13 protein-coding genes are annotated in these 14,263 nt (G+C 71.0%); 11 read left to right on the forward strand and 2 right to left on the reverse strand.

Features of this window, described 5'->3' with window-relative positions; all coding sequences use genetic code 11:
- Nucleotides 1-87 precede the first annotated feature (87 nt).
- Both ACWEKR_RS19420 and ACWEKR_RS19425 read right to left on the reverse strand, forming a co-directional pair.
- On the reverse strand, nucleotides 88-783 hold the full coding sequence (locus tag ACWEKR_RS19420; protein ID WP_452355647.1) for a carbonic anhydrase: 696 nt from the start codon (nucleotides 781-783) through the stop codon (nucleotides 88-90).
- 55 nt (nucleotides 784-838) lie between these two features.
- Nucleotides 839-1,546 (reverse strand): hypothetical protein, encoded by a 708-nt coding sequence (locus tag ACWEKR_RS19425; protein WP_452355648.1) that lies wholly within the window; start codon nucleotides 1,544-1,546, stop codon nucleotides 839-841.
- Between the two features lie 149 nt (nucleotides 1,547-1,695).
- Between ACWEKR_RS19425 and ACWEKR_RS19430 the strand changes: the two genes are divergently transcribed.
- From ACWEKR_RS19430 to ACWEKR_RS19480, 11 genes are all read left to right on the forward strand, one after another.
- On the forward strand, nucleotides 1,696-2,724 hold the full coding sequence (locus ACWEKR_RS19430) for a FecCD family ABC transporter permease (protein ID WP_452355649.1): 1,029 nt from the start codon (nucleotides 1,696-1,698) through the stop codon (nucleotides 2,722-2,724).
- Nucleotides 2,721-3,812 (forward strand): FecCD family ABC transporter permease, encoded by a 1,092-nt coding sequence (locus tag ACWEKR_RS19435; protein WP_452355650.1) that lies wholly within the window; start codon nucleotides 2,721-2,723, stop codon nucleotides 3,810-3,812. Before ACWEKR_RS19430 ends, ACWEKR_RS19435 begins: the two co-directional genes overlap by 4 nt.
- Entirely contained in the window at nucleotides 3,809-4,711 is a 903-nt protein-coding gene (locus ACWEKR_RS19440) for an ABC transporter ATP-binding protein (RefSeq protein ID WP_452355651.1), read from the forward strand. Before ACWEKR_RS19435 ends, ACWEKR_RS19440 begins: the two co-directional genes overlap by 4 nt.
- Nucleotides 4,712-4,782: 71 nt before the next feature.
- The gene (locus ACWEKR_RS19445) at nucleotides 4,783-5,181 is read left to right on the forward strand and encodes a BlaI/MecI/CopY family transcriptional regulator (RefSeq protein ID WP_040866505.1); all 399 of its coding nucleotides are present in this window, start codon (nucleotides 4,783-4,785) and stop codon (nucleotides 5,179-5,181) included.
- 43 nt (nucleotides 5,182-5,224) lie between these two features.
- A complete protein-coding gene (locus tag ACWEKR_RS19450; protein WP_195090948.1) occupies nucleotides 5,225-6,163 on the forward strand; it encodes a M56 family metallopeptidase in 939 nt (312 codons plus the stop codon).
- A gap of 181 nt (nucleotides 6,164-6,344) precedes the next feature.
- Entirely contained in the window at nucleotides 6,345-7,937 is a 1,593-nt protein-coding gene (locus tag ACWEKR_RS19455) for a DEAD/DEAH box helicase (RefSeq protein ID WP_452355652.1), read from the forward strand.
- 4 nt (nucleotides 7,938-7,941) lie between these two features.
- The gene (locus ACWEKR_RS19460) at nucleotides 7,942-8,787 is read left to right on the forward strand and encodes a DMT family transporter (RefSeq protein ID WP_452355653.1); all 846 of its coding nucleotides are present in this window, start codon (nucleotides 7,942-7,944) and stop codon (nucleotides 8,785-8,787) included.
- 252 nt (nucleotides 8,788-9,039) lie between these two features.
- Entirely contained in the window at nucleotides 9,040-10,476 is a 1,437-nt protein-coding gene (locus tag ACWEKR_RS19465) for a GuaB1 family IMP dehydrogenase-related protein (protein WP_452355654.1), read from the forward strand.
- A 244-nt stretch (nucleotides 10,477-10,720) separates the two neighbouring features.
- On the forward strand, nucleotides 10,721-12,103 hold the full coding sequence (locus ACWEKR_RS19470; protein ID WP_452355698.1) for a hemolysin family protein: 1,383 nt from the start codon (nucleotides 10,721-10,723) through the stop codon (nucleotides 12,101-12,103).
- Nucleotides 12,096-13,160, forward strand: coding sequence for a hemolysin family protein (locus ACWEKR_RS19475; protein WP_452355655.1), 1,065 nt, complete (start codon nucleotides 12,096-12,098; stop codon nucleotides 13,158-13,160). The genes ACWEKR_RS19470 and ACWEKR_RS19475 overlap by 8 nt, the downstream gene beginning before the upstream one ends.
- Nucleotides 13,161-13,206: 46 nt before the next feature.
- A complete protein-coding gene (locus tag ACWEKR_RS19480; RefSeq protein ID WP_452355699.1) occupies nucleotides 13,207-14,148 on the forward strand; it encodes a 3-methyladenine DNA glycosylase in 942 nt (313 codons plus the stop codon).
- Nucleotides 14,149-14,263 lie beyond the last annotated feature (115 nt).

Genomic DNA, 14,263 nt, shown 5'->3' on the forward strand with positions numbered 1-14,263 from the left:
ACGTCCGCCAGCGAGCCGAACCGCTGCGTTTCCTGCTGTGTCATGTATTCACTGTCGCACAGCCCTCACCGCCCGACCGGCGCTGCCTCATCCGCCTGCCAGCGTGACCGACCGGCCGTTCAGCGGCTGGGTCGGCCGGTCGCTGTGCGTGAACAACGTCCGGTACCGGTCGGCGTCGGCGGGGGCCACCGCGACCGGACTGCCGAGCACCGCCCATGAGACGCCCTCGCTGCACGGCGGCGTGGTGAGTGAACCCTGATAGCGGTACTGGTCGATGACACCCGGCAGCATCGAGCGCAAGTCGATCGGGCCCGGCACGACCGTCTCGGCGTCCACCGCCCGCGGCGCGACCGAGAGGATCGGCGCGAAGCCCGATGGCCCCGGCCCGGCCTGCAGCAGCACACCGAGCACCGCCACCTCGCCGGTCGCGCTCTTGTGCACGAAGTGCGCTTCCATCGTGGTACCCACGCCGTCCACGGTGTGCTCGCTCGGCAGATGGAAATGGAATGGCACGAGCTCGAACGGCACGCCGTCCACCACGAGGCGATTTCCGTTTCCTGCCGGATGGTTCGCCTGCACGGTGTGCCCGTTGTTCCGCAGCGTCACCGTGCGCACCGAGTGGTAGTCGACGGTGGTGTGCTCGTGCGGCTCGAGCCGAGCGTGACGGGGCAGATCGACGGGCGACTGCTGATGGCCGCTCTTACAGGTCAGGAAGTCCCGAGAAGACAGAGCGGCGGACCCCACCGGAGGTGGAGCCCGCCGCGGCACGGGATCGGGGGTCACCGCAGCCCTCGGGACTCACGCGCGATCCGTACGCCGAAATCAGTATAGGTCAGGCTTACCTAACTAAGCAAGATCCCGAGCGTCGCACCGGGAGTCCACGCTCGGCCATCGCCGCCAACAAGGCCTGGCCGCGCCGAGCACCGGTCGCCGAATCGGTTCGCGCGAGGTCGGGCACGTAAGTGGAAGCCCCCGCGACGGATTCGCCGACCAGGGACCAGAACCGCCGGGCGCTCAGACCGGAGCAGCGGGCCATGCTCTGCTGGACGACCGTCAGCGCCGATTCGCAGCGATGCGCGAGCCACACGTACATCGCCTCCGGACACGGCAAGGCGACCACACCCCGCCCACCGATCAGCGGATCCCCGTCGACCACGCGAATGGTCGTGTCCGACAAGCCCGCCCAGTCGATTCCGCCGTCGTTGTCGGTATGGATCCAGAGGTTCTCCAAGCCGGGATCCCAGGCCCGTCCCTCCGCGACGAGCAACGCGACCACGCGTCCCACGATCGCGTGGATCAGCGCGGTGGCAACGACTTCCGCCGCGATATCGGCGCTGATCATCTCCGCGGCGTGCCGCCGGTACATGAGTTCGACGCGCCCCTCGCGCACCCCGTCGGCCAACTGCCACCAGCGCCGCTTGCCCTGCTCCGCCATCGACGCCACGGCGTAGACCCGCGGATGTTCCGGTTGCAGCGCGCGAAGGCGGGCACAGGCGCGTCCGAACGCCGTCGGCGAGCGATGTGGCGTGGTGATGAGCTCGGTCATCGAACCTCCTCGGGGATCGGCTCCGTCGCGCGGCGCGGCGGACACTCGGCCATGCCCGTCTGTAGCGAAAGATAGGTTAGGCTTACCAGACCTAGCAACCGTCTCGCTGATTTCAGGAGCAGCTCGTCGCCGTGATCTTTCTTTCCACCGTGAGGCGGCGACGTCTTTCCGGACTGCTCATCTCGACCGCCCTGCTGACGCTCGCCGTGCTCGCCGGTGTCGCGGTGGGCGCTCGATCGCTCGGGCCCGGCACCGTGTACGACGCCGTGCACCATGCGCTCACCTGCCCCGGCGGGCCCTTCACCTGCGCCGCCGGTTCGACGGAGGAACAGATCGTGCGCGGCCTGCGACTTCCGCGTACGGCGCTGGCGCTGGTCTGCGGGTCGGCTCTGGGCATCGCGGGCGCGCTCATCCAGGGCTACACCCGCAATCCACTCGCCGACGCCGGGTTGCTCGGACTCAACGCGGGCGCGGCGTTCCTCGCGGCACTGAGCGTGTACCTGTTCGCCTTCAGCGCGCCGGAGCAATACATCTGGTTCGCGCTCGCCGGAGCGCTGGTCGCCGGGGTGGTGGTGTTCGCGACCTCGTCCGTGGGCGGCGGGAAGGCCGGCCCGCTGAGCCTGGTGCTCGCGGGCGCGGCGATCACCGCGTTCCTGCAGGCGATGACGAACGCCGTCGTATTGTTCGACGCCGCGGCGCTGGACACCTATCGCTTCTGGGTGATCGGCACGGTCGCGGGCCGGGACGGCGCGGTGTTCTGGCAGGTGCTGCCGTTCCTGGCGGCCGGCATGCTGCTGGCGGTCCTGGCGGCGCCCGGACTGAATCTGCTGGGCCTGGGCGACGACGTCGCGCGCGGGCTCGGCGTGCACGTCGGCCGCAGCCGCGCGCTCGGGCTGGCGGCGGTCGTGCTCCTGGCGGGCGCGGCCACGGCGGCGGTCGGGCCGATCGCCTTCCTCGGCTTGGTGGTCCCGCATCTCGCGCGGACGATCACCGGACCGGACCATCGCTGGCTGATCCCCTATTCCGGACTCTTCGGCGCATTACTGCTGCTCATCGCCGACATCGCCGGCCGGGTGGTGGCCCGGCCCGGCGAGTTGGAGGTCGGGGCGATGCTGGCCGTGCTCGGCGTGCCGTTCTTCCTGGCGTTCGTGCGTCGGCGAAAGCTGGTGAACCTGTGACGATCTCGCTGCGAACCACGACCGGGCGACCCGCGCTGCGGGTAGGGCCGGTGTCGGCGGTGCTGCGACCGAGGATGGTGGTGATCGTCGCGCTCCTGGTAGCGCTGGCGCTCGGACTGTTCTGCCTGGACATCGCGGTGGGCGAGTCGCATCTGCCGCTCGGGCGCGTGCTGGACGTGCTGACCGGCGGCGGCACCAAGGCGCAGCGGTTCATCGTGCTGGAATCCCGCCTGCCGCGCGCGCTGACCGCGCTCGTGGTCGGTCTCGCGCTCGGACTCTCGGGCGCGATCACCCAATCCATCCTGCACAACCCGCTGGCCGCGCCGGACATGCTCGGCATCACCTCGGGAGCGAGCCTGGGCGCGGTCGCCGTGCTGGTCGGCACCGGCGGCGCGAGCACCGGACTGGCCGCCTCGGTCGGCGCGCCGATGGCGGCGCTGGCAGGCGGCCTGCTCACCGCCGTCGCCATCTATGTGCTCGCCTGGGGGCGCACTGCCACCGGCGCGTACGGCGCCACCGGCCTGCGGCTGGTGCTGATCGGCGTGGGCGTCAACGCCCTGTTGACGGCGGGCATCAGCTGGCTGCTCACCCGCGCCAGCCTGGTGGACGCCCAGCGCGTGCAGCTGTGGCTGACCGGGTCGCTCAACGCGGCCGACGCCGCGCACCTGATGCCCGCGACGATCGCCGCGGGGGTGGCCGCGCTCGTCGCGCTCGCCTCCGCCCGCACCCTCGCCGCGCTGCGCCTCGGCTCCGACACCACGCGCGCGCTCGGCGTGCGCATCCAGACCCAGCAGGCCATCCTGATCGGGGCGGCCGTAGTGTCCGCCTCGGTGGCCACCGCCGCCGTCGGGCCGGTGGGTTTCGTCGCCCTCGCCGCGCCGCAGGTCGCCCGGCGCCTCTTGCGCACGCCGGGCGAACCACTCGTCGGGTCCGCGGTCACCGGGGCCGTCCTGGTGGTCGGCGCGGACGTCGCGTCCCGCACGGTCTTCCCGGTCGACCTGCCCCTCGGTGTCGTGACCGCGGCGTTCGGCGGACCGTTCCTGCTGTACCTGCTCGTGCGTATGAACCGGAAGGCGACGCTGTCATGACGATCGCGGACATCACCACCACCCCCGAAGCCGCGGGGCGAGCGAGCACTCCGGGGCACCGGCTCAGCGCCGAGAACGTCACGCTCGGCTACGGCGACCGGGTGGTGGTCGACGGGCTGAGTTCGACCATCACCCCTGGAGTGGTGACAACGGTCATCGGACCGAACGGTTGCGGAAAGTCCACCCTGCTGCGTTCACTCGGCCGGTTGCTTCGCCCGCGGGACGGCCGAGTCCTGTTGGACGGCAAGGCGATCTCGACGATGAAGACCAAGGATGTCGCCCGCATCATCGGCATGCTGCCGCAGTCGCCGGTGGCTCCGGAAGGACTCACCGTCGCCGATCTGGTCGCGCGCGGACGCCATCCCCACCAGTCCTGGTTCCGGCAGTGGTCGGGCACGGACGAGACCGAGGTGACGACCGCGCTGGAACAGACCGGGATCGCCGACCTCGCCGACTGCCCGCTCGACGAGCTGTCCGGCGGGCAGCGGCAACGCGCCTGGATTTCGATGGCGCTGGCCCAGGGCACCGACATCCTTCTGCTCGACGAGCCGACCACGTATCTCGACCTGGCACATTCCATCGAGGTGCTGGACCTGGTGGACCGGTTGCACGCCGATCTCGGGCGCACCGTCGTAATGGTGCTGCACGATCTCAATCTGGCGATTCGCTACAGCGACCAGCTGGTCGTCATGCACGCCGGGCGTGTCGTGGCCACGGGCGCGCCGAGCGAAGTCGTGTCGGTGGAGTTGCTGCGCGAGGTGTTCGACCTGGATGCCACGGTGCTCGAGGATCCCGTATCGGGACGGCCGATGATCGTGCCGATCGGCGCCAGGCACGTACGCGGAAAAACGGGTGGACCCGCTGCCGGGGAGCCCGGATCCGCGCCCTATGAGAAATGACACACCAGCTACTTCATGGTTACGACACCCTGTAGTACGCATCTTCGTCGTTGAGTCCCTAAAATTAGGGAATGGCAGGTCTTGGTGAACTCGAGAAAGCGGTCATGGACCAGTTGTGGTCGGCCGACGAACCACAAACGGTCCGGCAGGTGCACGAGGCTCTCGCCGCACGCCGCGAGCTCGCGTACACCACGGTGATGACCGTGCTGCAACGCCTCGCTAAGAAGAACCTGGTGGTGCAGCGACGCGACGACCGCGCGCACCGGTACGCGCCCGTGCACACCCGCGACGAACTCGTCGCCAGTCTGATGGTCGACGCGCTGCAACAGGCCGACGCGGCGGGCAGCCGCGCCGCCGCGCTGGTCCACTTCGTGGAGCAGGTCGGCAAGGACGAGGCTGCCGCCCTGCGCGAAGCACTCGCTAAGCTCGAAGCTACCGAGGACGAGGACTCGGCGCCGCCGCCGCAGTAGACTCCTCGGGCGCCCTGGCCCCACAACGCAGTGAGCTGAGTCGATGAACGCAACCGCGCCGGTCTTCGCCGGACTCGCATTGCTTCTCGCGGGGCCTGCCCCGGCCTTGCTCAGCCGGGCGACCTGGACCTACCGGACGCCCCGAGCAGCGCTGGTGCTCTGGCAGGCCATCGCGCTCGCCGCCGTGCTCAGCGCGTTCGGCTCCGGACTGGCCATCGCCGCCGAGTTGCTCGTGCCCGGCCCCGACGGCCGCCCGACCACCGCCCCGACCAGGGAGATCGACGCGCTCGGCCTGCCGCTGTGGCTGGCCTACGTCTTCGTCTTCGCACTCACGCTGCTCGTCGGCGCCCGGCTGATCTACGCGATCATCCGGGTCGGCGTGCATACCCGCAGGCGGCGGGCGCGCCACCGCATGCTCGTCGATCTGCTGGACCAGAGCGGTCCGCACCGGCGCGCGGCCGACATCCGGGTGCTGGCCGCGACCGAGCCGATCGCCTACTGCCTGCCCGGCCTGCGCCAGCGCGTGGTGCTCAGCGAAGGCACCCTGACCAGTCTGGCGGACGCCGAGATCACCGCCATCGTCAGCCACGAACGTTCGCACCTGCGGGCCAGGCACGATCTGGTGCTGGAGGCGTTCACGGCGGTGCACGAGGCGTTCCCCCGAGTGGTGCGCAGCAAAGCCGCGCTCGGCTCGGTCAAACTGCTCATCGAGTTGCTCGCGGACGACTCGGCGGTCAAGGTCACCGGGCCCAAGCCCCTGGCCCGCGCCCTCGTGGCGTGTGCGAAATCCACCGCGCCGCAAGGCGCGCTCGCCGCGGGCGGCCCGACCACGCTCATCCGCATCCAGCGGCTCAGCGACCGGATCGGTGACATCCGCATCGCCACGGCCGCCTATCTCGGCTCCGCCGCCATCCTGGTGGTGCCGACACAGGCCGTGGCCGTACCCTGGCTCGTGGAACTGAGCCGGCTGTTCCACGGCTGAGCCCCCCGGCACGTATCCTGGGAATTCGGTCCGCCTCCGGTCGGCCGCACCCTCTTGCTCCACCAGGCGCGCGTCATCGCCCGCGCCGCAGCGCGGTGAACCGCATCGTGCACCGCCCTCCACCCCACCGAACAGCGCGTTCCGCTGGAACGCGCCGTGCGACGAAAGGCACATCTTCCTCGTGACCCCCTCGACCACCGTCGCCGCGGCGCCCACCGCGACCTTCGCGGATCTGGGCCTGCCCGCCGTGCTCGTGCAAGCACTGCGACGCGACGGCATCGAGACGCCGTTCCCGATTCAGGCCGCCACGGCGCCGGACGTCTTGGCCGGTAAGGACGTGCTCGGCCGCGGACCAACCGGTTCCGGGAAGACGCTCGCCTTCGGCCTCCCCATGCTCACCCGCCTGACGGGCGCTTCGGCCAAGCCCGGCCGCCCACGCGGACTCGTTCTGGTGCCGACCCGCGAACTGGCCGCACAAATCGAGCGGGCGCTCGACGAACCGGCGCTCGCGCTCGGCTTGCGGGTCGCCTCGGTGGTCGGCGGCGCCCCGATCAAACGCCAGGCCGACCGGCTCGCCCGCGGCGTCGACCTGCTCATCGCCACGCCGGGACGGCTCGCCGACCTTCTCGCACAGAAGTCCGCCGATCTGTCCGACGTGCTGATCACCGCCCTGGACGAGGCCGACCACATGGCCGACATGGGCTTCCTGCCGCAGGTGACCAAGTTGCTGGACCGCACCCCCCGCGATGGACAGCGCCTGCTGTTCTCGGCCACGCTCGACGGCGAGGTCGACAAACTGGTCAAGCGCTACCTGCGCGCCCCCGTCACGCATTCCACCGCGCCGCCGTCGGCGTCGGTCACCACGATGTCGCATCACCTGCTGTACGTCGGTGACAAAGTGGCCAAACGGGCGGTCGCCACCGAGATCGCCGCCCGCGAGGGGCTGACCATCATGTTCGTCCGCACCAAGCACGGCGCCGATCGGCTCGCCAAGCAGTTGCGCGGGGCGGGCGTCGCCGCGGGCGCGCTGCACGGGGGCAAAGCGCAGAACAACCGCACGCGCACCCTCGCCGCGTTCGCCGACGGCTCGGTGCCGGTGCTGGTCACCACCGATGTCGCGGCGCGCGGCATCCACGTCGACGGGATCTCCCTCGTCGTGCACGTCGATCCGCCGCCGGAGCCGAAGGCCTATCTGCACCGGGCCGGGCGCACCGCCCGCGCGGGCGAGGACGGCGTGGTCGTCACGCTGGTGATGGACGAAGAGCGCCGCGACGTCGAGGCCATGGCCCGCAAGGCGGGCGTCGAGGTCGACGGGGTCGCGGTCCGTCCCGGGGACCGTACGCTGATCGAGATCACCGGCGCTCGCCGCCCGTCCGGCGTTCCCGTCGCCGCGGCCGCGCCGGTGGCCGCCCCAGCCGCTGCCCCCGCGAAACCCGCACGACGCAAGACCGGCAGGCGCGGTACGCCCGCGGCGGCCGGTGGCCGGGGGGCGGCCAAACAATCCGGGGGCCGCTCGGCCGCCGGGGCGAGCCGCGGCAGCGAATCGGTCGCCGCGCCCGCGCGCCGCCGAGGCGACGCGAAACCCGTCGCGAGCAACGCCGTCGGCCGCGGCGCTGGTTCGGCAAAAGGCACCTCCGCTCGCACCTCGGGCACGGCGAGCGGGTTCCCCGGCCGCGCCGCCGCTTCCGCCTCCGGCGACACGGCGGGCCGGCCGCGGCGACGCGCCGTGCGAGCCCAGCAGTCCCCCACTCGAAGCAATCGGGCAGCAAACTAGTCGGGTGTCGACCCACTGGGCAGCCGCCGTCCTCTGCGCACTGCTCGCCGCGCTCTTGTTCGCGGTCGCCGCGGTCGCACAGCAGAGCGCGGCGGCCGCGGTGCCGGAGAACGAGTCGCTGATCCGCTCGCTGCTGCGCACACCCCGCTGGTGGGCGGGCGTCGTCGGAGACGCGGGCGGCTACGCCATGCAGGTGGCCGCGCTCGCCTTGGGCGCGGTCCTGCTGGTGCAGCCGATCCTGGTGAGCGCGCTGGTGTTCGCCCTGCCGCTGTCCGCCCGCCTCAACGATCGCCGCGTGACGCCGAGCACGTGGGCGACCGCGCTCGCGCTGACCGCCGCGCTGGCGTGCTTTGTCCTCGTCGGCGATCCGACCGAGGGCGAAACCGGTGCGCCGCTGCGCGATTGGCTCCTGCCGCTCGGTCTCCTGGTCGGCCTGATCGCCGCCGCCACGGCCGCGGGAATCGCGGCGCGCGAGCCCGCGTGGCGCGCGCTGCTGCTGGGGGCCGCGAGCGGCGCGCTGTACGGGCTGGCCGCCGCACTCACCGACTACGTCACCGGTCTGTTCGAACACGGTCTGGCAGACGTGCTGAGCGGCTGGCAGACCTGGGCGCTGGTCGCGGCCGGCGTGACCGGTGTCTACCTGCAACAGCGCGCGTATCAAGTAGGGCCGCTGACCGCTTCGCTGCCCGCCGTCACGGTCGCCGAGCCACTGGCCGCCGCGTTCATCGGCATCGCCGTGCTCGACGAGCGGTTGCGCGCGGATACCGCCGGACTGGTGGTCACCGCGGGTGCGGTGGTCGTCATGGTCGCCACCACGATCATGCTCTCCCGTTCCGAAGCCGTCGCCTGAGACCACGACCGGACCGGCCGGCGCGGAAGACACCGGCGGGGCCGGCATCGGCGATCCATCGCCCCCGACGGGCGTCGGCATTGCCCGGCCGCCGTTGCGGTGCGAGCATCCCGCGCGGCCTGCCTCGCTACGACGCAGTCGTGCTCGGCGCCCGAAGCCGCGCGGGCGGCGCTCGCACGAGGTGGCGGAGGAAATGCGGCAGGACGCCGAAGAACGGCGCGCACCGGTCGGCGCCCGGATATCATCGGTCGAGTGCGCTTTCTCCCCGGTCACCAGCCGCCGTACGACCTGACCTACGACGACATCTTCCTCGTCCCGAATCGGACGGATGTCGCGTCGCGCTTCGACGTCGATCTCTCGACGGTCGACGGGTCGGGCACCACCATCCCGATCGTCGTGGCGAACATGACCGCCGTCGCCGGGCGCAGGATGGCCGAGACCGTGGCCCGTCGCGGCGGCATCGTCGTGCTCCCGCAGGACCTGCCGATCACCGCGGCCGCCGACACCATCGCCTTCGTCAAGAGTCGCTCGCTCACCGCCGACACCCCGGTCACCCTCGACCCCGACCGCTCGGTCTCCGAGGCCGTGGCCCTGATGCACAAGCGCGCGCACGGCGCGGTCGTGGTGGTCGACGACGGCCGCCCGGTCGGCGTGGTGACCGAGGCCGCCTGCGCCGACGTCGACCGCTTCGCCCGGCTTCGTGAGGTCGCGGACACCGATTTCGTCCGGGCCCCCGCCACCACCACGCCGCGCGACCTGTTCGACCTGCTGCACGCCGAGCACGCCGACTTCGCCGTGCTCACCGCCGAGGACGGCACGCTGGCCGGGGTGCTGACCCGTACCGGCGCGGTGCGCGCGGGCATCTACCAGCCCGCCGTCGACGCCGCGGGCAAGCTGCGCGTCGCGGCCGCGGTGGGCATCAACGGCGACGTGGCGGCCAAGGCCAAGTCCCTCGTGGATTCGGGCGCCGACCTGCTGGTCATCGACACCGCCCACGGTCACCAGACCAAGATGCTCGAAACCCTCACCGCGGTGCGCGATCTCGGACTCGGTGTCCCGCTGGTCGCGGGCAACGTGGTCTCCGCCGAAGGCACCAGGGAACTCGTCGAGGCGGGCGCGGACATCGTCAAGGTCGGCGTCGGTCCTGGCGCGATGTGCACCACCCGGATGATGACCGGCGTCGGTCGCCCGCAGTTCTCCGCGGTGGCCGAGTGCGCTGCCGCTGCCAGGGAACTCGGCGTGCACATCTGGGCCGACGGCGGCGTGCGCCATCCCCGCGACGTGGCGCTCGCGCTGGCCGCGGGCGCGTCCAACGTGATGATCGGCTCCTGGTTCGCCGGCACCTACGAGTCCCCCGGCGACCTGCGCGTCGATCGTGACGGCAACGCCTACAAGGAGAGCTTCGGCATGGCGTCCAAGCGGGCCGTCGCCGCCCGTACCGCCTCCGACAGCGAATTCGACCGCGCCCGCAAGGCGCTGTTCGAAGAGGGCATCTCCAGTTCCCGGATGCGGCTGGACCCCGAGCGCCCCGGGGTCGAGGACCTCCTCGACCACATCTGCTCCGGCGTGCGCAGCGCGTGCACCTACGCGGGAGCGCGGACGCTTGCCGAGTTCCACGAAAAAGCCGTGCTCGGCGTGCAGTCCGCGGCCGGGTTCGCCGAAGGTCGCCCGCTGCCCAGCGGTTGGTGAGCGCCGACACGCGCCCCGAACCGGCACCGGCCCACGCCGCTCGGCGCGTGGGCCGGTAGCATGGTGGTTGCCGGATTACGGCACCACGACTCATTTGCGAAAGGATCCAGTTGTCACCCGCGTCCGAGGGCGCCACTCAGGAGGGCTCCTCTACCGAGCCGGGTGACCGACCCGGCGTCCTCCTCTCCGCAGCAGTCCTGATCCGCACAGGCCGCCCCGCAGCACCGTCCAGGTGGTGCTGACCATGTCCGTCGCGCTCACCGCGCTCAGCCTGATCGGTTTCATCGCACTCACCGTCGGCACGGCACTGTTCGTCGCCGCGGAATTCTCCCTCACCGCCCTCGAGCGCAGCACCGTCGAGGCGCATGCCCGCTCCGGTGACGTCCGCGCTCGGATGGTCCGCAGGGCGCACCGCACGCTGTCGTTCCAGCTGTCCGGCGCCCAGCTCGGCATCACCATCACCACGCTGATCACCGGTTACATCGCCGAGCCGGTGCTGGCCCGGCTGCTGGATCCGGTGTTCACCGGTCTCGGGCTGAGCGACGCCGCCGCGAGCGGCGTGGCCCTGACCCTGGCGCTGATCCTGGCCACCTCGCTGTCGATGATCTACGGCGAGCTGGTGCCCAAGAACATCGCCATCGCCAAACCCCTGGCCACCGCCCGCGTCACGGCCGGACCGATGATCGCGTTCTCGGTGGTGTTCAAGTGGATGATCCACTTCCTCAACGGCACCGCCAACTGGGTGGTCCGCAGGCTCGGCGTCGAGCCCGCCGAGGAGTTGCGCTCGGCCCGCTCGCCGCAGGAACTCGGCTCCCTGGTACGCACGTCCGCCCTGCGCGGCGCGCTGGACCAGCCCACCGCCCAGGTGATGGACCGTTCTCTGCAATTCGGCGAGCGCAGCGCCGAGGAACTGATGACGCCGCGGGTGAAGATCGAATCGCTCGACAAGGACGACACCATCGCCGATCTGATCGACGCGGCGGGCCGCACCGGCTACTCCCGTTTCCCGGTGATCGACGGCGACCTCGACAACACCCTCGGCTTCGTGCACGTCAAACAGGCGTTCACCCGGCCGGTGCACGCGCGCCGGACCCTCCCGCTGCACCGGCTCGCGCAGCCGGTCCCGATCGTGCCCGCCAGCCTGGACGGCGACGAAGTGCTCGAACGCGTCCGCGCCGACGGCATGCAGGTCGCCTTGGTCGTGGACGAGTACGGCGGCACCGCGGGCCTGGTCACCATGGAGGACATCATCGAGGAGATCCTCGGCGACGTCCGCGACGAGCACGACGAGGAGGAGCGCGACGTTCGGCGCGTCTCCGACGGCTGGGACTGCTCGGGGCTGCTGCGCATCGACGAGGTCTCCCGGGCGACCGGATACGACGCGCCCGAAGGCGAGTACGAGACGCTCGGCGGCCTCGTGCTGACCAGGCTCGGGCGCATCCCGGTGACGGGCGACGAAGTCGTGCTGCCGAATCCCCGCTCGCAGCAGTGGACGGCGCCCGAGAGCCATGGCACGGGCGGCTGGATCGCGCGCGTGGAGCGCATGGACGGACGGCGCATCGACCGGGTCCGGCTGATCCCGGTCGACGCCGACGCCCTCGCGACCAAGGAGCACAGCCATGGGTGACCTGTTCGGCGTCCTGCTCACCGTCGTGCTGCTGGGCGGCAACGCGTTCTTCGTCGCCGCCGAGTTCGCGCTCATCTCCGCCCGCCGCGACCGGCTCGAAGCGCTCGCCGCGCAAGGCAAACGCAACGCGAACACCGTCATCCGAGCGGGCGAGAACCTCTCGATGATGCTGGCGGCCGCACAGCTGGGCATCACCATCTGCTCCATCCTGCTCGGCCGCGTCGGCGAGCCCGCCGTCGCGCACCTGCTGGAGGGCCCGTTCGAGCTGCTCGGCCTGCCCGACCAGCTGCTGCACCCGGTGGCGTTCGCTCTCGCGCTGACCATAGTGGTCATCCTGCACATCCTGTTCGGCGAGATGATCCCGAAGAACATCGCGCTGGCCGGACCGGAGCGCAGCGCGCTGCTGCTGGTGCCGGTGCACCTGATGTGGTTGCGGCTGGCCCGTCCGCTCATCGCGCTCTACAACCTGGCCGCCAACCTGTCGCTGCGCCTGCTGCGGATCGAGCCGAAGGACGAGCTCGAGGCCACCGTCTCGACTGTCGAGCTGGCCGAGATGATCGGCGAGTCCCGCTCCGAGGGGCTGCTCGACGAGGAAGAACACCGCCGCCTGACCCAGGCGCTGGGCACCAGCGACCGGGTGGTCGCCGACGTGATGGTGCCCCTGGACGCCACCCGATCGATCCCCCTGCGCGGCAACGGGACCACGCTCGGCGACATCGAGTCCGCCGTCGCCGAGACCGGCTTCTCCCGGTTCCCGGTGCGGGCGAACGACGGCTCGCTGGTCGGCTACCTGCACGTCAAGGACGTGCTGGACAAGGTCGCCGACGAAAGCGCCGGACCCGGTACGCCGATCCCGCGTACCGATATCCGACCGCTGCCCACGGTCGGCATGAACGCCACGCTCTACGAGGCGCTGGCGCGGCTGCGACGCACGAACAGCCACCTCGGCCGCGTGGTCGACGACCGGGGCAACACCACCGGCATCGTCGCACTGGAGGACCTGGTGGAGGAATTCGTCGGCACCGTCCGAGACGGCACGCACCGGGTGGGCGAATGACGACCTGGGCAGTGCGTGACGCCGCACGGCCCGGAGCGCGGTGAGCATGCGGGTATTGTCCGGTACGCAGTGGCGGGCGGCCGCCGCCGCGCACCGGGCCCGGCTGGACGGATTGGTCGGGCCCTATCTCGAACGGCGGGCGCAAGGTTCGTCGCACCCGGTGATCGACTTCTTGTTCACCTATTACGGGCACACACCCGCCCAGTTGCGGCGCTGGCATCCGGGCTACGGCCTCGGGCTGGCGGACGCCGCCGAGTACCAGGGAGCTCGTGGGTATCACCGCGTCGGCGCAAGGCCGGACGCCGAGTCGGATGCCGAGGAACGCGCGGCGGAGGTCTATACCGCCGATCCCGCCTACCTCGAAAAACGCCGCGATACCCTCGCTTTCGTCGCGGACCTGTTGCGTGCTACCGCTTCCCGGCCGGCCCAGCTCGCCTGCTTCGGCCTGCACGAATGGGCAATGGTGTATCGCACCGACGACATCCGCCACCAGAAGGTGCCACTGCGGCTCGGACGAGCCGGCACCGACGCCGTGGTCGACTCGATGTCGCTGCGCTGCACGCATTTCGACGCCTATCGCTTCTTCACCCCGGATGCCGTCGGACGCAATGCCGAACCGCTCACCCGCGCCGACCAGCTTCACCGCGAGCAGCCGGGCTGCCTGCACGCGAACATGGATTTGTACAAGTGGGGATTCAAGCTCGTGCCGCTGATCTCCTCGCAGTTGCTGCTGGATTGTTTCGAGCTGGCTTGCGCCGCCCGGGAACTGGACATGCGCGCCAGCCCCTACGACCTGTCCGCGCTGGGCTACGAGCCGGTGCGCATCGAGACACCCGCCGGGCGCGCGGACTACGTTCGCGCCCAGTCCGCGCTGGCCCAGCGCGCGGCCGAGCTACGACGCACGTTCCTCGGCGTCTGCGACGATCTGCTCGCCTCGCATACCGACGCGGACGCAGCCCGACGCACAGAACCGACCCATCCACGCTGACGCCTTCGACCGGAAAACTTCGCGAATCCGACTGTGATTCGGCGAAACTCCCTTCTCGCGATGCTGGGAATCCCTACCATGCAGTGACTGTCCCAGTCACCCTGGGAGCCGAACT

This window comes from Nocardia sp. NPDC004573 (assembly GCF_053602135.1).

What these genes read in the sequence shown, in the direction of transcription:
- ACWEKR_RS19475 (WP_452355655.1), top strand. Translation starts at nt 12,096, where the DNA reads ATGGGTGACCTGTTCGGCGTCCTGCTCACCGTCGTGCTGCTGGGCGGC.
- ACWEKR_RS19450 (WP_195090948.1), top strand. Translation starts at nt 5,225, where the DNA reads ATGAACGCAACCGCGCCGGTCTTCGCCGGACTCGCATTGCTTCTCGCG.
- ACWEKR_RS19445 (WP_040866505.1), top strand. Translation starts at nt 4,783, where the DNA reads ATGGCAGGTCTTGGTGAACTCGAGAAAGCGGTCATGGACCAGTTGTGG.
- ACWEKR_RS19440 (WP_452355651.1), top strand. Translation starts at nt 3,809, where the DNA reads ATGACGATCGCGGACATCACCACCACCCCCGAAGCCGCGGGGCGAGCG.
- ACWEKR_RS19425 (WP_452355648.1), bottom strand. Translation starts at nt 1,546, where the DNA reads ATGACCGAGCTCATCACCACGCCACATCGCTCGCCGACGGCGTTCGGA.
- ACWEKR_RS19470 (WP_452355698.1), top strand. Translation starts at nt 10,721, where the DNA reads ATGTCCGTCGCGCTCACCGCGCTCAGCCTGATCGGTTTCATCGCACTC.
- ACWEKR_RS19480 (WP_452355699.1), top strand. Translation starts at nt 13,207, where the DNA reads ATGCGGGTATTGTCCGGTACGCAGTGGCGGGCGGCCGCCGCCGCGCAC.